This window comes from Pelotomaculum propionicicum, assembly GCF_004369225.1.
In the GTDB taxonomy this organism is placed as follows: Bacteria; Bacillota; Desulfotomaculia; order Desulfotomaculales; family Pelotomaculaceae; genus Pelotomaculum_B; species Pelotomaculum_B propionicicum.
Window position 1 is genome coordinate 31315 of record NZ_QFFZ01000024.1, and the last position, 19936, is coordinate 51250.

Annotated in this window: 20 protein-coding genes and 1 riboswitch; of the genes, 3 read left to right on the forward strand and 17 right to left on the reverse strand. The window is 53.7% G+C overall.

Features of this window, described 5'->3' with window-relative positions:
- Positions 1-336: 336 nt before the first annotated feature.
- From coaBC to Pmgp_RS11365, 8 genes are all read right to left on the reverse strand, one after another.
- Positions 337-1536 carry a bifunctional phosphopantothenoylcysteine decarboxylase/phosphopantothenate--cysteine ligase CoaBC gene (gene coaBC, locus Pmgp_RS11330; protein ID WP_134214093.1) on the reverse strand — a complete coding sequence of 400 codons (1200 nt, stop codon included), beginning with the start codon at positions 1534-1536 and terminating at the stop codon, positions 337-339.
- A gap of 18 nt (positions 1537-1554) precedes the next feature.
- Entirely contained in the window at positions 1555-1761 is a 207-nt protein-coding gene (rpoZ, locus tag Pmgp_RS11335) for a DNA-directed RNA polymerase subunit omega (RefSeq protein ID WP_134214094.1), read from the reverse strand.
- Positions 1762-1957: 196 nt separating this feature from the next.
- Complete coding sequence (gmk, locus tag Pmgp_RS11340; protein ID WP_134214095.1) at positions 1958-2581, reverse strand: guanylate kinase; 624 nt, start codon at positions 2579-2581, stop codon at positions 1958-1960.
- A 16-nt stretch (positions 2582-2597) separates the two neighbouring features.
- A complete protein-coding gene (gene remA, locus Pmgp_RS11345) occupies positions 2598-2873 on the reverse strand; it encodes an extracellular matrix/biofilm regulator RemA (RefSeq protein ID WP_134214096.1) in 276 nt (91 codons plus the stop codon).
- Between the two features lie 28 nt (positions 2874-2901).
- Positions 2902-3780, reverse strand: a complete 879-nt coding sequence (locus tag Pmgp_RS11350) for a YicC/YloC family endoribonuclease (RefSeq protein WP_134214097.1) — start codon at positions 3778-3780, stop codon at positions 2902-2904.
- Between the two features lie 54 nt (positions 3781-3834).
- Complete coding sequence (locus Pmgp_RS11355; protein WP_134214098.1) at positions 3835-5028, reverse strand: pyridoxal phosphate-dependent aminotransferase; 1194 nt, start codon at positions 5026-5028, stop codon at positions 3835-3837.
- Positions 5029-5348: 320 nt separating this feature from the next.
- Positions 5349-5693 carry a phage holin family protein gene (locus tag Pmgp_RS11360; RefSeq protein WP_134214099.1) on the reverse strand — a complete coding sequence of 115 codons (345 nt, stop codon included), beginning with the start codon at positions 5691-5693 and terminating at the stop codon, positions 5349-5351.
- A 13-nt stretch (positions 5694-5706) separates the two neighbouring features.
- Positions 5707-5973: a hypothetical protein gene (locus tag Pmgp_RS11365; protein WP_134214115.1), complete on the reverse strand. Its 267-nt coding sequence runs from the start codon at positions 5971-5973 to the stop codon at positions 5707-5709.
- A gap of 207 nt (positions 5974-6180) precedes the next feature.
- Between Pmgp_RS11365 and fbp the strand changes: the two genes are divergently transcribed.
- Positions 6181-7281 carry a fructose-1,6-bisphosphate aldolase/phosphatase gene (gene fbp / locus Pmgp_RS11370; protein WP_134214100.1) on the forward strand — a complete coding sequence of 367 codons (1101 nt, stop codon included), beginning with the start codon at positions 6181-6183 and terminating at the stop codon, positions 7279-7281.
- 127 nt (positions 7282-7408) lie between these two features.
- Here the strand turns inward: fbp and cobT are convergent, their stop codons facing one another.
- The 5 genes from cobT to ychF form a co-directional block, all read right to left on the reverse strand.
- Positions 7409-8476, reverse strand: coding sequence for a nicotinate-nucleotide--dimethylbenzimidazole phosphoribosyltransferase (gene cobT, locus Pmgp_RS11375; protein ID WP_134214101.1), 1068 nt, complete (start codon positions 8474-8476; stop codon positions 7409-7411).
- Positions 8477-8575: 99 nt separating this feature from the next.
- Positions 8576-8751, reverse strand: a riboswitch (cobalamin riboswitch).
- A gap of 100 nt (positions 8752-8851) precedes the next feature.
- Positions 8852-11497, reverse strand: coding sequence for an S-layer homology domain-containing protein (locus tag Pmgp_RS11380; protein ID WP_192902905.1), 2646 nt, complete (start codon positions 11495-11497; stop codon positions 8852-8854).
- Positions 11498-11532: 35 nt separating this feature from the next.
- On the reverse strand, positions 11533-12048 hold the full coding sequence (locus Pmgp_RS11385) for a ferredoxin domain-containing protein (RefSeq protein ID WP_134214103.1): 516 nt from the start codon (positions 12046-12048) through the stop codon (positions 11533-11535).
- A gap of 147 nt (positions 12049-12195) precedes the next feature.
- Positions 12196-13098, reverse strand: a complete 903-nt coding sequence (locus Pmgp_RS11390) for a radical SAM protein (protein WP_134214104.1) — start codon at positions 13096-13098, stop codon at positions 12196-12198.
- A gap of 216 nt (positions 13099-13314) precedes the next feature.
- On the reverse strand, positions 13315-14415 hold the full coding sequence (ychF, locus tag Pmgp_RS11395) for a redox-regulated ATPase YchF (RefSeq protein ID WP_192902908.1): 1101 nt from the start codon (positions 14413-14415) through the stop codon (positions 13315-13317).
- Positions 14416-14512: 97 nt separating this feature from the next.
- On the opposite strand from ychF, the gene Pmgp_RS11400 reads away from it, so the two are divergent.
- Positions 14513-14866: a sulfite exporter TauE/SafE family protein gene (locus Pmgp_RS11400; protein WP_134214106.1), complete on the forward strand. Its 354-nt coding sequence runs from the start codon at positions 14513-14515 to the stop codon at positions 14864-14866.
- A gap of 10 nt (positions 14867-14876) precedes the next feature.
- Here Pmgp_RS11400 and Pmgp_RS11405 read toward each other — a convergent pair whose 3' ends face one another.
- The 4 genes from Pmgp_RS11405 to Pmgp_RS11415 all read right to left on the reverse strand — a co-directional run bounded on the left by Pmgp_RS11405 (position 14877) and on the right by Pmgp_RS11415 (position 19049).
- Complete coding sequence (locus Pmgp_RS11405; protein WP_134214107.1) at positions 14877-16709, reverse strand: polysaccharide deacetylase family protein; 1833 nt, start codon at positions 16707-16709, stop codon at positions 14877-14879.
- 115 nt (positions 16710-16824) lie between these two features.
- A complete protein-coding gene (locus tag Pmgp_RS19750; RefSeq protein WP_192902906.1) occupies positions 16825-16995 on the reverse strand; it encodes a hypothetical protein in 171 nt (56 codons plus the stop codon).
- A complete protein-coding gene (murI, locus tag Pmgp_RS11410; protein WP_134214108.1) occupies positions 16992-17813 on the reverse strand; it encodes a glutamate racemase in 822 nt (273 codons plus the stop codon). The genes Pmgp_RS19750 and murI overlap by 4 nt, the downstream gene beginning before the upstream one ends.
- A gap of 138 nt (positions 17814-17951) precedes the next feature.
- Positions 17952-19049 (reverse strand): Gfo/Idh/MocA family protein, encoded by a 1098-nt coding sequence (locus tag Pmgp_RS11415; RefSeq protein ID WP_134214109.1) that lies wholly within the window; start codon positions 19047-19049, stop codon positions 17952-17954.
- A 296-nt stretch (positions 19050-19345) separates the two neighbouring features.
- Here Pmgp_RS11415 and Pmgp_RS11420 point away from each other — a divergent pair, with 296 nt between their 5' ends.
- Positions 19346-19891: a hypothetical protein gene (locus Pmgp_RS11420; RefSeq protein ID WP_134214110.1), complete on the forward strand. Its 546-nt coding sequence runs from the start codon at positions 19346-19348 to the stop codon at positions 19889-19891.
- Positions 19892-19936 lie beyond the last annotated feature (45 nt).

Genomic DNA, 19936 nt, shown 5'->3' on the forward strand with positions numbered 1-19936 from the left:
AACATTTACAAATCTTACCCCATTATAACAAAAAAGGCCCCGGTTATGAACAAGGGCACTAAGCTCATAAAATTCTTGTCAAAACACAAAAATTAAACAATTTGACAGGATTAACAGGATTAGACGGGATTCACAGGATTAATAATTTAAATAATAGGTTATTACCTTTATCAAGTAACACTATTTAAGATTGCCTTGTAAAACGCTTTGTCAATAATTTATTATAATCCTGTTAATCTTATTAAATCCTGTAAATCATGTCTAATTGTTTTTGTCTAATCTTTTATTAAATCCTTTAATCTCCTCATATTTTTATAATGTTGAATTAAAGCGCTTCTATTTTTTCCCCTCGCGCAGGGCCAGCGCCTCGTCCAGGATGCGGTGGGCCAGGGCCAGTTTGTCCATCAGCGGCAGGGGTACAATAGAGCCGTCCGGGTAGACCAGTTTGGCGATGTTGGTGTCGGTGCCGAAACCGGCGCCGGGCTGGGTAACATCATTGGCCACCAGTAAATCCAGGTTTTTGCCCGCTACCTTCTGCAGGGCGTTTTTTTCCAGGTTACTGGTTTCCGCGGCAAAGCCGACCAGGACCTGGCCTTCCTTCCTGCGGCCCAGCTCGGCGAGGATGTCCGGGTTCTTTACCAGCTCTATGGACATGCTGTCTGTATTTTTTTTAATCTTTTGCGCGGCAGCCCTGGCAGGCCGGTAGTCGGCCACGGCGGCGGACTTGATCACCACGTCCACAGCGGGGAAACGCTCCAGCACCGCCTCGCACATCTCAGCGGCAGTTTCAACACCGGTAAACTCTACCCCTGCCGGAGGCTTCAGCGCGGTGGGACCGCTGATTAAGATGACCTTGGCGCCCCTGCGCACGGCTGCTTCCGCCACCGCGAAGCCCATCTTGCCGGAGCTGCGGTTGGTCAGGTAGCGGACCGGGTCAATCGGCTCGGCTGTGGGGCCGGCGGTGACCATGACGGTCAGGCCTTTCAGATCCCTGTTGGGCGCCAGCAGGGAGACGATCTCCCGGGTAATGGTTTCTAAATCGGCCAGCCGACCCCGCCCCTCGGTGCCGCAGGCCAGGCGGCCCACGCCCGGCTCGACAAAATGATAGCCGAGGCCGCGTAAACCGGCCAGGTTGCGCTGGACCACGGGGTTCTGATACATATCGACATTCATGGCCGGGCAAAACAATACCGGGCAGGTGGCTGCCATAATGATAGTGGAAAGAAGGTCATCGGCAATGCCTCCGGCAACCTTGCCCAGGATATTGGCCGTGGCCGGGACTACCACCACCAGGTCCGACCACTGCGCTATTTCTATGTGCTGGACCGCCCCGTACGCCCCTTCAAAAAGGTCGGTGCGCACCGGATTGCCCGAGAGGACCTGAAAGGTCAGCGGCCGGACAAACTCCTGGGCGGCTCTGGTCATGACAACATGAAGCTCCGCTCCGGCAGCTTTCAGATTGCTAACCAATTGAGCGGCCTTAAAAACGGCTATGCCGCCGGTGATACCGACGGTAATTTTTTTGCCAGCCAGCAATGGCCTTCCCCCAATTTATTATTTAATGCCAATTTTGGTCCGTTTATATCCTACTTTATTCTGGGCTATTTCCATTAAGGCGGTTGTTACCGGCTTTCTGACAGCGCTTTCCTCCTTGGCATTGCCCCTGTCAGTAAGTGTCCTGGCCCGCTTGGCCGCCACCACCACCAGGGTATACCTGCTGTCAACCTTTTCCATGAGTTCATCAAGAGACGGTTGGATCATGGCTACCCTCCGATTTATAGACTGCTCTTAAAACAACCTCCTGGGTTGCTTATAGTGTAGGTGCGAATTTATTCATCATAGGAATGGGAACACATCTCTATTTTAGGTATTCCTTTGTTGACGAGGTATGTCCCCAAAATCTCAAGCAAGCTCGGCGCTAACGCGTCTTGTTCGATTGAAATCGAACCTACTAAGTTCATCGGTCACTGGTTTTTTCATCTGAAAAATTTCTCAGGAAATCCTCCAGATAACCAGGCTTGGATTTTTCAGCCCTGATAATGGCTGCGGCATTACTCACCGCCCGGTCAATCACATCGTTAATAATAATATAGTCATAACGCCAGGCAAAATTCATCTCACTTGCCACACAGGCCAGCCGCCTGGCAACCTCCCCCTCAGCATCGGCGCCGCGGGAGAGCAGGCGCAGTTTCAGATCGGATTTTGACGGCGGGACAATAAAAATCAGCACCGCTTCAGGGAATTTTTCCTTTACCTGCAGAGCACCCTGTATGTCAATTTCCAGGATTATATCGTTGCCGCCGGCCAGCGTTTTCTGGACATACTGAAGCGGTGTCCCGTAATAGTTGCCGTAAACTTCAGCCCACTCCAGCAGCTGGCCGTCTTCGATCATTTTCTTAAATACGTCCCGCTTCAGGAAAAAGTAATGTTTCCCCTCGATCTCACCGCTTCTGGACGGCCTGGTCGTGGCGGAAACAGATAAGCGCAGGGAGGGAATTTCATTTAGCAGCGCCCTGCAGATGGTACCCTTCCCTGCCCCTGAAGGACCGGAAAAAACCAGCAGTAAACCTTTTCTGCCCACAACCGCCGCGCCGTCCTTAATCGGCGGGCTCCTCCGCCTGGGGTGAGGCCTCTTTGGACGCCAGGCGGTTGGCCACAGTTTCAGGCTGGACAGCTGAAAGGATCACGTGGTCGCTGTCGGTAATTATGACAGCCCTGGTACGCCGCCCGTAGGTGGCGTCAATAAGCATCCCCCTGTCCCTGGCCTCCGTGATGATCCTTTTAATAGGCGCCGACTCCGGACTTACGATGGAAATAATGCGATTGGCTGAGACAATGTTGCCGAAACCAATATTGATTAACTTGATCTCCATTTCTGCACTCCCTTCTTTAACCCGGGACTTACTCCAGATTCTGAATCTGCTCCCTGATCTTTTCTATTTCACTTTTCACTTCAACAACAAGACGGCTTATTTCCAGGTCGTTGGCTTTTGACCCTATGGTGTTAATTTCCCTGTTCATTTCCTGCACTAAAAAGTCCAGCTTCCTGCCAACCGGCTGGTTTTCTTTAAGGCAGGCGTTTGCCTGTTTCAAATGGCTGTCCAGGCGCACCGTCTCTTCGGTAATATTCGAGCGGTCGGCAAAAACAGCAGCTTCAGCAGCCAGGCGCTCGGGGTCAAGGCTGCCGTCCTTGATAAAATCATTCAGCCGCGCCCTGAGCTTTTCCCGGTATTCCTCAACCACCAGAGGCGATCTTGCTCTGATCTGATCATTCAGCAGGGCCAACTTCTCTATCCTTTGCCGCAGGTCAGTGGCCAGCTGCTCACCTTCCGCCTCCCTCATCAGGATCAGGTTGGCCAGAGCGGCCTCAACCGCCTCAAGAATAGCCGGCCATAACTTTTCAAGATCTTCGGCAGGCTCTTCCACCACCAGTACACCAGGCAGATCGGTAAGATATTTTATCTTAATGCTGCCTGCTATGTCAAGACTTTCCTGGAGGTCTTTCACTGCCCTATAATACGCCGCGGCGAGCGCTTTGTCAACTTTAACCGCTACAGTTTTTTCACCGCATTCTTCCTGGCTGAGGAAGCCGTCCACCCGTCCCCGCGCAATTCGCGACTGGATTAATTTTTTAATGCGGTCTTCAAACAGGGAAAGGGAACGGGGCATGCGCAAAACCACTTCACAAAAACGGTGGTTTACCGCTTTTAGCTCCACATTAAACTTTTTGCCGGGCGAACTGGCTTCTCCCCGGCCGTAACCAGTCATACTTTTAATCAATTCTCCACCGCCTGTATGATTAACCTTTGCTTAGTATTATCTTTTACCATAAATTTATTTTATCAACTTTAGCAGGCCGGCAATCCGGTTCAGGCCGTCTTCTATTTTTTCCATTGAACACACGTAGGAAAGGCGTATATAATTATCGTCTCCAAAAGCAATGCCCGGCACTATGGCCACCTGTGCTTCTTCCAGCAGGACGGACGCCAGATCTGTAGCGCCGCTGATAGTCCTCCCTTTGTAAGACTTACCGACGTAATGCTTAATACTCGGAAAAACATAAAACGAGCCGCCGGGTTTGAAGCAAGATATCCCCGGGATGGCGTTTAAACGCTCCAGTATGAAGTTTCTTCTCCGGCTATACTCAGCCATCATCAGCGCAACCGGCGCCTGATCGCCGCCAATGGCCGCCAGCGCGGCATCCTGGGCGATGGAAGTCGGGTTGGAAGTGGAGTGGCCCTGCAAAGCACCCATGGCTTTGGCCACAGGTTTGGCCGCCGCGGCGTAACCAATCCGCCAGCCGGTCATGGCGTAAGTCTTGGAAACACCGTTAATAACCACGGTGCGCTCCTTAAGACCAGGAGACAATGATGCTATACTCACCAGCTTGGTGCCGTTATAAATGAACTTTTCATAAATCTCATCAGATATAACCATAAAGTCATACTTTTCGATGACCGCCGCCAGCGCTCCAAGTTCATCGGCCGTGTATACGGCGCCGGTGGGGTTGCTGGGGCTGTTCAGGATCAGGAGCCTGGTCCGGTTGCTGATTGCCGCCTGCAGTTCGGCGGGAGTCAGCTTAAAACCGTTCTCCTCCCTGGCCGGCACGATCCTGGCTTCCGCTCCGGCCAGCTTTATTTGTTCCAGATAACTAACCCAGTACGGCGCCGGCAGGATAACCTCGTCGCCCGGCTGTACCAGCACCTGCATGGCGTTGTACAGGGAATGCTTGGCCCCGGCGGAAACGACAATCTGGTCAGGCGTGTAATCCAGACCCTGATCTGTTTTTAGCTTGGTACAGATGACTTCTCTCAACTGGGAAGTCCCAGCTACAGGTGTGTATTTGGTTTTGCCCGCGCGGATAGCGGCAACGGCGGCCTCTTTGATATGGTCCGGCGTGTCAAAATCCGGCTCACCGGCGGCAAAACTCACCACACTCATTCCCTTGGCTATCATCTCTTTCGCGACACTGTCGATGGCCAAAGTTGGGGACGGACTGATATTCAGCGCCCGGTTGGCTAACTTCATCGGAAATAATACCCCCTTTAATTTGGAAGGACGCGGCCTCATTGACGGTCTTCCCGGGATCCTGCCGGACATCCTCGTCCGGCTTAATCCCGCGGCATTTTTTTGCCGTATAGCCAGGCGCGTAATTAATTGTGTGGGATTTCCCTAAATAACTCGAAAATTCAATACCTTCCCAATAACTTCCTTCCTTTTGTCCTTTTTTCTGAAGATTACTCGTAAAATCTCTATTTTTACATTTTATCACTGGATTACAAACTTGCAATATTTTTTATATATTTTATATATAATTATGATATATTCAAGAATCCCGCCCCGCGTCGCTAGTCCCGAAGGCTTAAAATTCCATTCAGAAGCCAGCTGACAATACTTGTGATCAGCGCTCCCGCCATCGCGCCCCAAAAGGTGTAAACAGTGAAACCAGGCACCAGCCAGGACGCTATTAGAAAGGCCAGGGCATTTATCACCAGGATAAACAGCCCCAGGGTGAAAAAGGTTACCGGCAGGGTAAGCACCAGCAGCACCGGCCTGATAAACGTGTTGACCAGGCCCAGCACCAGGGCGGCCAGCAGGGCGGCAAAGAAACCGCTGATGTGAAACCCTGCCACAAAGTAATCCGCCACCAGCAAAGCCACACCGTTCAGCACTAGTGTGATTAACCATTCCATTACAATCACCTCATTATGTTTTTTCTGTTTTTCCCAACTGTTCCCTCTGCAGGGCATTATGCAGTTCCATAAGGGGCGCCGCCACATGCAGCAGTTCTTTCTCCACCGCTTCCAGATCGTTTTCCCGCACCGCGCCGAGCAGGTGACCCATATGCTCCCCCGCGATCAAAGCCCAATCAAGCACAGGCCTGAGGTCATCCTTCTGCGCATCCCCGTGCTTGAGCCGGTTGATTTCGGCCTGCAGCAGCGTTTTCTTTAAGAAAGTATCATTTCCGGCCATATCCATGTCAACCCCCCGCAAAAATATAATATACCTTGCACTGAAATTTGTTTAATTCAAGCACTCTTTATTGACAATTAGTATGTCACAATTATATTATAAATAGAGAATAGTATATCATTATAGTTTTTCATGAAAACACATTAAAGAATATAGGGGTAAAAGCAGCACGTTTATTATAGCAAATCTTTTAAGGGAGGGTAAATAATGGGCAAGAAAATCACCTTATCGGTCATCAAGGCGGACGTTGGTGGATTTGTGGGACACTCCAGCGTACACCCGGAATTACTGGAAACCGCCAGAGGTGTTTTGGCAGGCAGCCCGCTTCTGATTGACTTCCATGTAACCCACGTCGGCGATGACATTAACCTGATCATGACCCATGAAAACGGCAAGGATAACGGCAGTATACACCAGTTGGCCTGGGACACGTTTTTGTCCTGCACCGGTGTGGCCAAGAAACTCAAATTGTACGGCGCCGGCCAGGACCTGCTGTCAGACGCCTTTTCGGGCAACGTCAAAGGAATGGGGCCCGGTGTGGCCGAACTGGAATTTGAAGAGCGCGGCAGCGAGCCTGTGATCGTGTTCATGGCCGACAAAACCGAACCCGGGGCCTGGAACCTGCCGCTCTACAAGATGTTCGCCGACCCTTTCAACACCATCGGGCTGGTCATCGACCCCAAAATGCACAAAGGTTTTTTATTTGAAATCCGCGACCTGATTGAGAACAAAAAAGTTACTTTTTCCTGCCCCGAAGAACTCTATGACATGCTGGTGTTCATAGGCGCGACGGGCCGTTACGTAGTCAAGTCAGTTTTCCAAAAAGAAACCAACGAAATAGTCGCCACCTCCAGCACCCAGCGCCTCAACCTGATGGCCGGGCGCTATGTGGGCAAAGACGACCCGGTCCTGCTGGTGCGCTGCCAGAGCGGTTTCCCGGCTGTGGGCGAGGCGCTGGAGCCTTTCGCCAACCCCCACCTGGTTTCCGGCTGGATGCGGGGCTCGCACAGCGGCCCGCTCATGCCCGTACCAGTCGCCATGTCAAACCCGACCCGCTTTGACGGGCCGCCCAGGGTGGCGGCTTTGGGCTTTCAGCTGTGCGGCGGCAAGCTGCTCGGCCCGCAGGATTTCTTCGCCGATCCATCTTATGATTTAGCCAGGCAAAAAGCTAATGAGATCGCCAACTACATACGCCGCATGGGCCCCTTCGAGCCGCACCGGCTGCACCTCAACGAAATGGAGTACACCACCCTGCCCGACGTAAGCAAGCGCCTCAAAGACCGCTTCGAAAAACTCCGCCTCAGCTAGTCAACCAGCAAACCGTAAAACCGGAGACGGTTCTTGCTGTTGCCTGGCAATTACTGTAAAAGGAAGCAAAAAGAACGTCCCTCTGCTTCCCTCTGCTTCGGGCGTTCCCTTGCTTCCTTCTTTCATTTTATTTCAGGATTTTGTCTTCTTCCAGGTCTGAGACGCCTGCCTCGTCGAAGGAGGCCATCTCGTGCAGGATTTTGGTTGAAGCTTCGACCAGGTGCATGGTCAGGGCGGCCCCGGTCCCTTCACCTAGGCGCATGTTCAAGTGGATTAAAGGGACCAGCTGCAGCAAATCGAGCATCAGCCGGTGACCCTGTTCACCCGACAGGTGAGAGGCAAACATGTAGTCGCGGGCTTTGGGCTGCAGCTTGCAGGCAACCAGGGCCGCCGCCGTGGTAATAAAACCGTCTATTAAAACCGGCACCCGCCTGGCCGCCGCACCGAGTATAACCCCCGCCAGCCCGGCAATTTCCAGGCCGCCCACCTTGGACAAAACGTCCAGGCCATCCTTGGGGTCAGGCTTATTTATGGCCAGGGCTCTGGCAATAACCTCTCGCTTCGTTTTCATGACCTGGTCGTTGACCAGCGTCCCCCGACCGGTCACATCTTCAGCGCTGTACCCTCCGAAAGCGGCTAAAATCGCACTGCTCGGCGTGGTGTTGCCAATGCCCATGTCGCCGACCGCCAGCAGGCTGGCGCCCCGCTCAATTTCTTCGACTGCCACTTCAATGCCAACTTCCAGCGCCCGCACAGCTTCAGCCACAGACAAGGCCGGTCCTTTGGCGATGTTGCCGGCGCCCGCCCTTACTTTTCGCTGCAGCACACCCGGAAAATCTACCGGGGAGACAACACCCACGTCTACTACCACTACCCGCGCACCCGCGTGCTTGGCCAGCACCCCGATGCCGGCCACCCCCGTAAGAAACGCGGGCAGCATCTGGGCTGTGATCTCCTGAGGAGCGACGCTCACACCTTCCTCAACCACCCCGTGGTCCCCGGCCATGATAATCACAGCCTTGTCGCCAATCACAGGCCTGGGGTCGCCGGTAATCCCAGCCAGCCGTACCACTATGTCCTCGAGCACACCGAGGCTTCCGGGCGGCTTGATCAGGCTGTCAAGGCGTTTTTGTGCCTGGTTCATCGCTTCTTGATCCAGGTCCCTTATCTCACCGATTGTTTTTTTCAGCAGCATTTTAAAACCCCTTTCATATTAATGTTTTTGTTAAATAAAAAACCACAGCCAATTAAGGCTGTGGACTTTTCCATCATCCACCGGCTTACCCTTCGACGCGGGGTTTCCGTCCAGCAGGCAGGTCTCCTGGCTCTCGTTCATCACCATATCGCGCCTTCCCGGCAAAACCAGTGGCAAAAAAGCGGTATGGCTAGCGTTTACAGTGGCGGGACCGCTCAGGTCTTACACCTGATTCCCTATTCTCCCTCGCGGGCACCTGCTGGGTTTTATATTCTTTGTATTATACTTCCTTATTCTACACAATATATCAACTTCCTGCCGCCGTTAAAAAATTCTTTCCAACTTGAGGGGAGAGGGGAAGCAGAGCGACGCTTCTTACTGGGCGGCCCACCATTTGATCACACGGTCTATGGCGACGGCGGTTTCGGCGCGGGTCGCCCCGTCGCCGGGCCTGAAGTAGCCGTTGCTGCCCTGCAGTATGCCTGCCTCGGTAACACTGTCCACAGCATCAAGGGCGAAAGCGGGGATTAAATCGGAGTCTTTGTATGATGCTTCCTCTGCTTCGCCTATATTAAGCGCACGGTTGATCATTACAGCCATCTCACTCCTGGTTACCCTGGCGTCAGGCAGGAAAGTTCCATCGGGGTAGCCGGTGACCACTCCCCGCGACACCGCCGCCGCGATAGCAGGCTGTGCCCACTGGGGTACGGCATCCTTAAATGAAGGCTGGTTTTCCGGAGCCGGCCACTGCAGCGCCGCGGCCAGGAGGGACACAAATTGCGCCCTGGTTATCGGCTGGCCGGGCCCGAAAGTACCATCCGGGAAACCCTTGGCCACCCCGCTCAGGGCAAGCCTGCTGATGGCCTGGCTGGCCCAGTGGCCCTTGGTATCCTTAAAGGACGGCGCCTTGCGGCTGTCTTCTACCAGGATCAGTCCGCCGAAACTCCACAGCCTGGCGGAAATGGTCCTGATCTCCCCGTCACCTTCAATTTCAGCGGGCTGCTCCCGCCACTGTTGCGTCGCAGTATCCCACAGAAGGATGGCCGGGCGGCTGGTAATCACGTCCTTGCTGTACTGCCAGTCCAGGTCCCAGGCCCCCTCAAGCGTGGTATCCCCCTGCAGCGGGTTGACCGTGCAGGTGCCCAGCACACTAAGCCCGGCGGCTAGGTCTGTCGGGGCCGGCGCGTAGGCCAACCTGATAGTGGTCTTCTCGGACAGGCTGCCGGCCGGGAAATTAATCGTAATCCAGCCATCCAGGGATATATCGGAATCTTTTTTGGGAGAAACCTGCAGGTCAACCCAGGACGGTTTTACTGTTACCGGAACTGTGGCGGTAACGCCATGGAAGTCCGCTTTTAACACTCCCGAGACAGTATTATTGACTGCCGTGAATTTTCCCGCCGCAACACTCCCCAAAGAGCTGTCGACGGTCCAGTCCACGTCGCCGGGCAGCAGGTCGAATGATTCCCCGGTGTATGTTTTCACCTGCAGCGATAACTGGACCGACTGCCCAGGCTCAAGGTTAATTTGGGCGGGGCTTACCACCAGTTGTGAAATAGATTCGGGGCCGATTACCCGCAGTGTGGCTGTGCCGCTGGCTTTGCCCAGTTCCGCCCGGATGGTGAAGGTGCCGCCTTCAGACGGTGTGAAAACACTGCCCCGGAAGCTCCCGTCCTCAGGTTTGGCAGACCACTCCACTTCACCGGGATCAATGTTTACCGGGTTGTAATACTCGTCATATCCCTTGACCCCAAACTCGCCGCTCCTGCCTATCAGCACCACAGACGGGCCGCTGACCTGCAAGCCGCTCAGCTTACCCTGCGGCGCGGTGGAAAAAATCCCTATGGCGTCGGGCACCCGCCGCTGGGACATGCCCTGCGGCCGGTTGATCAGGGACACGCTGAATTCGCCCAAATGGCGGGCGGCCATAGTCGTCGAGCCGCCGCCGTCAAGGTTAACCGCCCGCCAGACCCCGGCCGAAATCAGAAAGTCGGCCAGTTCCTCCTGGGTCATGCCGATACTCATCACAGTACCGTCCGCTGTCTGTTTTTCAACAGCAACGAGGTAAAGCGTTTTCCCGTCCCGGGAGATACCCACAGCCGTACGGGCGTGCCTGCCGGTGATATTCTGGGTAAAGTAGGCCGGCAGGTGGCCGTCCTCAACCAGCAGCGCCTGCCCGCCCACTGCCGCAAACAGCTTATCGCCCTGGGGCTGGACCGAGTAGGTAAAGGTAACTTTTGCGCCTTTCGGTAGGTTCTCCTTAATAAACTTGGCCGCCAGGCCGTGCCCTTTCAGGATATAGCCGTCCGCGGGGATCGGCACGCCGGGCTGGTCGGTCAAAACCTGCTGGACCACACCGTTTTTGACCACAACTTCGACCACTCCGGTCAGATTGGGCAGCTTGCCCCGGCTGGTGGTGCCCCACAGTGAATTATACAGGGTAAGGGCGTCAGTATCTGAAGTAGCTTCACTCATCACCAGGTAGCTGGGCTTGTTAATACCTGACAGGGGAAAGCTTTTGCCGTTGCCGGCCGTTACCTGCCCGCTGAAGCCAAAAATCTCGAGCAGAGGTGTTTTATCCGTGGTAAGGCCGAAACCATACATATCGGTGCGCTGGGCGGGGCTTTCCACCAGGTGCCCGCCCTGGTAGGCAAGCCCGATAGTCCGGCCGCTTTCGTTAATTTGAAAGAAATCACCGTTGATGGCAGCCACCGCCCAGGTACGCTTGGCCATTTCAGTTACGGCCTGGTTGCTGTTGAGGGTGCCGTCACTGCCGATGATTGTGTCTATTTTCAGGTAAGGATCACTGAGATCGGCTTTTAGCATGTAAACATTAAGCGGCCCTTCTACGGTACTCATCCTGACCGTTTGCAGGACCGCCCCCTGCGTAATGATCTCATCGCTGCCGGTTTTACTGACCAGTTGATAAGCATCCGCCCTCGCGGGCCCGGCCAGGCTGAACAGCAGAACCGCCAATACAAAATTTGCCCACAGGAGACAGACAGACCATTTCTTACGCAATACTTTCCCTCCAATAACGGTAAACATTTTTTTCTTTAACGGTCAAAGTAAATGCTTTTGCCGGTTGCAGAAATTGGTATACCCACAACCAGTTCTCCTTTGATCATGCCGATCTTTCTGGCCGCCACTCCGACCCTGTACATGATGCGGTTATCCGCGTTCAGAATACCGGCTGTTTTAGCCGCGGAGCCCAAAGCAATGCCCAGGTCCAGCACGCGCCAGGCGCACAGGGGGCCGACAAACTCCGGCCCTTCTTCCGGTTTCAAATCGGCGCAGCGGCTGTACCCGCAGGCCCCGCAGTTAAGCCCCAAAGTATTGGGCTGGTCCAGGCTGAGCAGCAGCACCGCGTCGGAGCGGCGGACATTGGCCGCGTCCCGGTCAAAATTAACCACGCCTTTTTCCTGGCCATAACGTTCCATAGCGTCAGCAAGGGTCTTAAGATCTTCGCCTGACACTACTTTTGACCCTACAAAATCACGCCCACCCGCTTTGGGAGCAGTGCGGGCGGCAAGCTCCATCAAACCTGCGACTGCCAGCATTGTGTCTTTCATGAAATTAACACCTCCTGTTTTACTTACAAGTCTATACTGCACAAAGAAGCAGCCTAAAAATTATCTTTTCTCCCTCATATTATAAACCATTGAAAATAAAGTCTCAAGAAAGCGAAAAATGCGGTAAAGCCGCAAAAATCTGCCTAATCAGCGATAAACCCTGCTCAAGTCATACCGCTCAGCAATTTTTACCGCCTCCCGGTATTCTCCGCCGGTGATCCTCCTGTTCAGTTCCGGGTACTCAAACGCCTCGTGGGCCGGGTAATACTGGGCCATAATATTAAGAAAAGTATTTTTAGAAATATCTTCGGCCAAAAACCGCACAACTTTTTCCGTGCCGGACAGGTCCCCGGGCAGCACCAAATGCCTGACCAGCAGGCCTCTGACGGCTATGCCTTTCCCGTCCACAACCAGGTCCCCGACCTGACCGTGCATCAGTTTCACCGCTTTTTTAGCGACAGTAAAGTAACCGGCCGCCCCGGCGTACTTCCTGCCGGCATCGTCATCGCCGAATTTTATGTCCGGCATGTAAATATCCACCACACCGTCCAGTATCTCCAACGTCTCCGGGGCATCATAGCCGCCGGTGTTATACACAAGCGGCACCCTTAAGCCCAGCGCGGACGCCACGAGCAGCGCTTCCAGGATTTGCGGGACAAAGTGGCTGGGAGATACCAGGTTGATATTGTGGCAGCCGCCCTGCTGCAGCTCCAGCATCATTTCCGCCAGGTCGGATGTGGAAACCACCTCTCCCTCGCCGTGCTGGCTTATTTCGCAGTTCTGACAGAAACGGCATTTTAAGTTGCAGAAGGCAAAGAAGATGGTGCCCGAACCCCTGGCGCCAACCAGCGGGGCCTCCTCCCCGAAATGAGGGCCGTAGCTGCTTACCACCGCGCGCCTGCCACCCCGGCAGATTCCCAATTCACCTTTCAGGCGGTTGACCCGGCAGGCCTGGGCGCACACTGTGCAGTCCTCCAGCATGGCCACCGCCCGCTTGACTTTTTCTCCCAGCTCGCGCGTCGTCATTTTCAAATAAGCTGCCTTACTCATAAGCACTCCTCACCATATAAGTTAGACGATCCCAGATCTTGAAACGGTTCACCCATAATTTATGTCGTAGGCCGTAAGTCGCAAGCCGGGTGAGACAAGGTGAGACAAGGGGACGGTTCTCCTGTCTCATCGAATGAGACAGGAGAACCGTCCCCTTGTCTCACCTCAGAGGAATGTCCCCGTTAATATATCTTCCCTAATATGATGTCCTTTTTTTTACACGTTAAACCTGAAATGAATGATGTCGCCGTCTTCTACCCGGTAGTCTTTGCCCTCCAGGCGGAACAGGCCCTTTTCCTTCACCTTGGCCATGCTGCCCAGGGTCTCCAGGTCGCGGTACTTGACCACTTCCGCCTTGATGAAACCTCTCTCGATGTCTGAGTGGATTTTGCCCGCCGCCTGCTTGGCCTCGGTGCCGCTCTGGATCGTCCAGGCCTTGACCTCGTCCTCGCCCACGGTGAAGAAGGAGATCAGCCCCAGGTAATCGTACGCCGCCCTGGCCAGCCTGTCTATGCCGGACTGGCTGATGCCCAGGTCAGCCAGGAACATTTCCTTGTCTTCGTCGGGCAGCTGGCTGATTTCAGCTTCGATCTTGCCGCAGATTTCCAGCTCCGGCAGGCTGCGCCCGGCGGCGAAGGCCTGCAGTTCGCTCTTGCCTTCGTACACCTTGCTCTTGAACTGCTCCTCGTCGGTGTTGACCACCAGCAGCATCGGCTTTTCAGTGAGAAAGCTGTAGTTCCTTAGAATAAATTTTTCCGCTTCCGACCACTCGAGGCTCCCGATGGGGGTCTCATTTTCCAGCGCGCTCAGGCACTTTTCCATGATTTCTATCTCGGCGGCGTTTTCCTTCTTAATTTTTTTGCCGCTTTTAATGCGCTCGATTTTCTTTTCCACTACCTCCATGTCGGCAAAGAGGAGCTCCAAGTTTATGGTTTCAATATCCCGCATGGGGTTAACGGAGCCGTCCACATGCGGCACTTCCCCGTTGGCGAAAGCCCGCACCACGTGCACCAGCAAGTCCACATTCCTGATGTTGTTGAGAAACTGGTTGCCCACACCCTGCCCCTGGCTGGACCCCCGCACCAGGCCCGGCACGTCACTGAACTGGATCTGCGCGTAGGTGGTTTTGCGCGGCTTGTAAAGGCCGCTCAGGAAGTCCACCCGGTGGTCCGGCACCACGGCGGACCGGATGTTGGTCTCAGTTTTGCCGGTTAAAAAATTCGAAGTCTCAGCCCCGGCCCCGGTAAGCAGGTTGAAGATAGTTGTTTTGCCGACCATCGGCAGCCCGATCAGGCCACAATTAAGATTCACAGTAATCACCCATTAAGTAGTCTACCACCAAAATGATGGCTTTACAAATCAAGTTTTCCAATCAATTAAAATGATATATAATAGCAGCGGGGGGGTAGAAAAGATGAATTACGCCATAATGGTCGCCATAGGCATAGTGATCGGCATAGCAGCCAGTTTCACCGGTTTGGGCGGCGGCTTTATCATGGTCCCGCTGCTGATTTTCCTGGGCTTTACCGCTCAGAGGGCAGTGGGCACTTCATTTATGGCCATTCTGATTATCAGCACTTCGGCATTGTTTTCCCACGGCAAGCTCAATCACGTGGACTACCGCCTGGGTATTCTAATCGGCCTGGGGGGCGTCGTGGGAGCCCAGATCGGTTCGCGGCTGGTACAATACGTCTCAAACGGTGTTTTCAACAAGGTGTTCGCGATTATACTGGTGGCTCTGGCCGCCCGGATGTTTTTCCAAAAGTGACTTTAAAGTCCTACAAATGGTTGATCTCCAGCTTCATTTTTTGGTCGTTGGAAGCTACGGTGATGTAAAGCCAGCCGTCCTCTTCGACCGTCTTGGCATCGCCGCCGGTGACTATGTTGCTGGATCCCTCGCCTACGAAGACAGCTACAGTGATATCCGCCAGCCCATCAGGATTCTCAAGTTCGACAGAGTAGTCCTGGCCTTCCCTTTTTATTTCCCACCTGGTCTTGGAGTAGCGGCTCAGGAAGTCGGCAAACTGGCTCATGGGCGCCACCCTGACCCTACCCGCGCTTTGTTCGGCCAGCGCTTTATCCTCAAAAGCCCTGATTGCTTCCAGACAAAAACGCCTATCGGACGGGTGGGTGTAAATCATCCTGATTACTCTTTCCTTGCCGGCAAAATCAATCAAATCATTCATCCACTGACTGACCTCTTCTTCAGGCACATGCCCCCTGTCCATCTCCTCCAATGAAGCATGCTGGCGGTATGGCGTGATCGGGAACGCCCACATACTGTCGTTGGCATATTTATTGTCCAGGCGGGGGTGAGTGGGGCTGGACCCTGTGTCGCCGGTCCAGTAGTACGCCTTCACACCTAATTCCTCCAGCTTGCTGTTAAACCAGAAAGGATGGTTGCCGCCGGGCGCGCTGTACTCGATCACCTTTCTGCCGGTCACAGACTCCAGCGCGTTAAAATTCCAGTCCACCAGTTCATTCAATTTCTCCTGCGGCAAATACTGCATATTATAGGCGAAAAAGTTGTGCGCCCAGCCGCCGTGCGCGCCGATCTCCCCATAGTCCTTGAGCGCCTCTAAAACCGGCTGCCCCCTGTACAAACTTTCAGCGTAAAAGCCCATGCTGTCGCCAAGCTTGTAGGTGTCCGGCCCGGCCGTAATGTGTATGGAAAACGGCAGTTCACTGTTGAAAAGGCCCTGCATCATCATTACCGTCAAAGCCCTGAAGTAAGCGCCGCTGCAGATATGCAGGTTGAAAACCATACCGCCTTCACCGGCAGGGCTGTTGACCAAACGGGGCATTTTAGCGTACTTAATCAGGAAAGTGCGCAGTACTGATCGGGGCACCAGGTCATCAGACCTGATCTTGTATTTGGCCAGGGGCATATTGGCATAAACGGCCGTACCGCCGCTGTCGTAGCGTCTCTCAGTAATAACGGGCACTTCGCCGCTTTCAGACCTGTCAAAAGCTAAAACTGACGCACCGGTATTCACGGCCCTGAAGTGCTCATATTTTAGTTTGCCGTAAGTATATGTGCAGACGGCATGATCCTTATCCAGGCGGCCCGGCGTTATACCCCACTCCCGCCCTTTGTCGGCGTTCGGGAAGTACCAGTACCCGGGATAAGTCGCCAGCTTGCCATTGGCCAGGGGCAGGCAGTACCTGACACCGATCAGGTCCGCCAGCAGGGGGGCGGGCTGCGGCTCTCCACCGGTCGTAATCGTGGCCGGGTCAAGTACGAAAAGAGCGGATCCTCCCTGATCTTTCACGTATGATTTTATGATTTCAGCAATCTCAGGCCTCATGGCCGCGTTGATATTTTCAGGGATAACCAGCGTTTCATAGCGGCTTTTGATACCTTCAGCACCGAATATTTCAAGCTCAGCGGGCGATATTACCTTATAGAGGAACCCTTCCTCATTCAGCAGTTGTTCATAAACAGCGAGGATTAGTTTCTGTTTTTCAGACTGCGCTTCGCCGGCTAAAATGCCGATGCGTACAACTTTTGTCGGCTCCGCCCAGGAAAAGTGAAGAAACAAAGTGCCGGCCAGCAGAATTGATGAAATTGCTACAGCCACCAGGGAATAAGTTAATTTTTTCTGTCTCATTTTTTATGTCCTTAGCTGCGATATTATAATCCAGTATACAGTGCCTCAGGATTATTTTACCTTATAGACTTTAACTTGTAAAATATTATTAAAAACTCACATAATTCATGTATATCTACCTGCACGAATGCCCGCCGGTCTCTTCTCCCCACTCGGAAAAACGCCCCTGCGGGATAAACTTGTCGCAGGCTTTCGCCAGGGGGTCCACCGGCTGCGACGTCGCCCGGCAGATCGCCCCGTCAAATGACGCAAAGGTTTTAAAAAACACACAGTCCTTGCAGTTCACTCTTCACACCGCCTGTTACAGTCGAATTTCTCCTGCCGCACCACCAGCTCCGGGTCCCCCCATAATAACCTCATCACCGGCTCAACATAGCCCGGGTCACCGCTGGTGAAAAAAGACTCTCCGCCGGGAGCGGTGCCGCCGGACAGCAGGCTGTTTCGCTCCAGCACCCTGGCCACCTGCCGGGCTATCGCCTCCCCGCTGTCTATAACACTGACCCCGCTGCCCGCAATCCTTTCCACAACCGGGCGGAGAAACGGGTAATGGGTACAGCCTAAGATGATCGTATCCACTCCCCTGGCCAGCAGCGGGTCAAGGTAGCTCCTCAATAGAGCCTCCGCTTCCGGACCCTCCCAGCAGCCCGACTCCACCATATCCACCAGGCCGTGGCACGCCTGCGCACATACCTCCACACCTTCCCCGAACCGCTCCACCAAAGAATTAAACCTGTCCCCGGCCAGGGTGACCTGGGTGGCCAGGACACCAACCCGGCCGTTTTTCGTGGCCGCGGCAGCAGGTTTTACCGCCGGCTCGGTCCCTACAACCTGTATGCTAAAGCGCTTCCTCACATCGTCAAGCACTGCCACTGAAGCGGTATTGCAGGCCAAAACCAGTATTTTGGCTCCCTTGTCCACAAGGAAATCACAAATGGAAAAAACCCTGTCCCGGATTACCTCCAGTGGTTTTTCCCCGTAGGGGCAATAGGCTGAGTCCGCAAAATAAAGCAGGTTTTCCGCCGGCAGCAGGCGGCGCACCTCTTTCATCACAGAAAGGCCGCCCACCCCGGAATCGAAAAACCCGATTGGCTTTAGACTGGACATCTGAAAAAACACCTCGATTATATGAAGTCAGGACCAGAGCGTCTGACAGGACAATAGTTCCTTTAGTATATGTTTATACGGAGAGGTGCGCTTTCCTGCCTTAATATTGATAAAAATAAAAAACCCCCTCTGGGGGGGCTACATCAGGTAAGGGTCGGGATGTCTTTCAGTTCCCCTGCCGGCCCGGTAGACGGGGATGTAATCGTAGCCGCGGTCCACTTCCACAATTTTTTCCTCATCAACAGACTTTAAAATATCAAAAACCATTTTAGCGTCGCCATACTCCATTTCAGGCGTTACGGAAATCGGCTCTTTACCCATGGCGGCGTTGTAGAAATTAAGAAGTTCATTGTAATAGCCGCGCTGCGGCTTGTAGCGCAGGAGTTCGTGCTTGCCGTCGTTGTGCGCGATATTGATATAACCGCAGTCTCTCTCCTCCAGGTAGATCATCCCCCCGCTGCCGAAGATGCGCAGGCCGATCAGCGGGCGCTGCATTTCTTTGCCGGCGGAGTAAAATGAAAACGTGCCGATCACACCGCTCTTGAACAAAATATTAACGGCAACCACTGAATAGGGGGCGAAGTCCTGGCTCTGCTCCCGGCCGAAAGCCTGGATCCGGTCCACCGCCCCGAAAATATGCCGCAAGGCGGCCAGGTCGTGCACACCCGTGTCCAGCAGCGCGCCGCCCTCAAACTCAGGGTACTGCCGCCACTCCCTGGCCGGGAATTTATTTTTAAGCATGTCCTCCGGGAAATTCACAACCCGGTTCTGAATAAAATATAAGATATCGCCAACTTTTTTAGTTCTGACCAGATCCCTGATCATGTCCACTTCTTCGTTATAGCGGTAATTTTCCGCGATCATTACAGGGATGCCGTATTTCCGGGGCAGCTCGGCATGCGCCCTGGCCTGCCGCAGGTTGGGAGCGAGCGGCTTTTCACAGATAATCGGCTTCCTGGCAATAGCGGCAACCGTATCGGTAACTTCGTAATTTTTCTCAATGGGCACCATGATGTCAAAAAGGTCCAGGTCCTGCCGACGTGCTATCTCCCGGAAATCGGTGTACACATCCTGGGGGCCGAGGCCCAGCCTGCCCGCCCAGGCGTCCGCCTTGAACCTGTCGGCGTCACACAGGGCGGCAATCTGGTATTTATCGGAAAGTTCCTGGTAAGCCGGGTAATGGAGTTTTTCAAAGGCCATGCCGGCGCCGATTATGCCCACACGCAGCTTTTTCAAGTTTTGTCCCCTCCAGCATTTTAATTTCGTGTGTAGTATGCGACCGGCCGGAAAAAATATACTCATAAAGGCCCCCCATGAAAAAGGGGATGTAATTGCTGATAAAGAATTCCCCATACTGTAGGTTAGCTTTTTAGATGTAGGTTCGACTTCAGTCGAACTGGGCGCGCAGCCCCGAAATGTTTTAGGCCAAAGCGACATTGTGCGACTAAAGTCGCACCTACAGTAAAAATGAGTAAAAACAAGCGCGAGGATATATCACCGCCAATACAACAGGAGGGAGTGAATAAAAGCAGATGAGTTTACTGGACAACATTAAGAGCCTGCTGGGCGGCAACATCAACGTCCACCAGGAGTTTATCAACAAGTTTATCGGAGAAACACTGGCGGAAAACAAAGTCGTCAAAGAAATAGTCCTCACCGTGGGTGAAGGCTGTCTTGACGCCAGGGTCGGGCTGGTCGTGGGCGAGAGCACGCCCATCGACGTGAAACTGGAGCTGTCCCTGGGCAAATACGAGTTTAACAGGACCAACCGCTATGTCGAGCTGATCCCCCTCAGCCCGGTTATCATTTCGGTGTACGGCGTCAATATCAGGACCAGGCTGGCGGCGGATCTGGATGATGCCGAGGCCAGGCGCCTGGGTGCGCCGGAAGGCCTGATCAGCATGTTCAGCTACCTGACCATCAATGAAGATAAGCTGGTGCTGGACTTCAATAAAATCCCCGGCTTCAGCCAGGCGCTGCAAAACAAGCTCGGCTTCGTATTAAACAACCTGGAAATAACCAAGCTTGAACTGCAACCCGAAACAATCGTAATCCACCCCTCCGTCAAGTTCTTCTAAAGCAAAACCCGCCTCGAGGCGGGTTTTTCTTTTTGTAGTTTTCGC

Bases quoted from the DNA above. Each gene is read 5' to 3' on its own strand.
- remA (WP_134214096.1), bottom strand. From the start codon at position 2,873: ATGGAGATCAAGTTAATCAATATTGGTTTCGGCAACATTGTCTCAGCC.
- Pmgp_RS11355 (WP_134214098.1), bottom strand. From the start codon at position 5,028: ATGAAGTTAGCCAACCGGGCGCTGAATATCAGTCCGTCCCCAACTTTG.
- Pmgp_RS11385 (WP_134214103.1), bottom strand. From the start codon at position 12,048: ATGAAAGACACAATGCTGGCAGTCGCAGGTTTGATGGAGCTTGCCGCC.
- fbp (WP_134214100.1), top strand. From the start codon at position 6,181: ATGGGCAAGAAAATCACCTTATCGGTCATCAAGGCGGACGTTGGTGGA.
- Pmgp_RS11420 (WP_134214110.1), top strand. From the start codon at position 19,346: ATGAGTTTACTGGACAACATTAAGAGCCTGCTGGGCGGCAACATCAAC.
- Pmgp_RS11400 (WP_134214106.1), top strand. From the start codon at position 14,513: ATGAATTACGCCATAATGGTCGCCATAGGCATAGTGATCGGCATAGCA.
- rpoZ (WP_134214094.1), bottom strand. From the start codon at position 1,761: ATGATCCAACCGTCTCTTGATGAACTCATGGAAAAGGTTGACAGCAGG.
- murI (WP_134214108.1), bottom strand. From the start codon at position 17,813: ATGTCCAGTCTAAAGCCAATCGGGTTTTTCGATTCCGGGGTGGGCGGC.
- Pmgp_RS11405 (WP_134214107.1), bottom strand. From the start codon at position 16,709: ATGAGACAGAAAAAATTAACTTATTCCCTGGTGGCTGTAGCAATTTCA.
- Pmgp_RS11365 (WP_134214115.1), bottom strand. From the start codon at position 5,973: ATGGCCGGAAATGATACTTTCTTAAAGAAAACGCTGCTGCAGGCCGAA.
- Pmgp_RS11390 (WP_134214104.1), bottom strand. From the start codon at position 13,098: ATGAGTAAGGCAGCTTATTTGAAAATGACGACGCGCGAGCTGGGAGAA.
- Pmgp_RS11360 (WP_134214099.1), bottom strand. From the start codon at position 5,693: ATGGAATGGTTAATCACACTAGTGCTGAACGGTGTGGCTTTGCTGGTG.
- cobT (WP_134214101.1), bottom strand. From the start codon at position 8,476: ATGCTGCTGAAAAAAACAATCGGTGAGATAAGGGACCTGGATCAAGAA.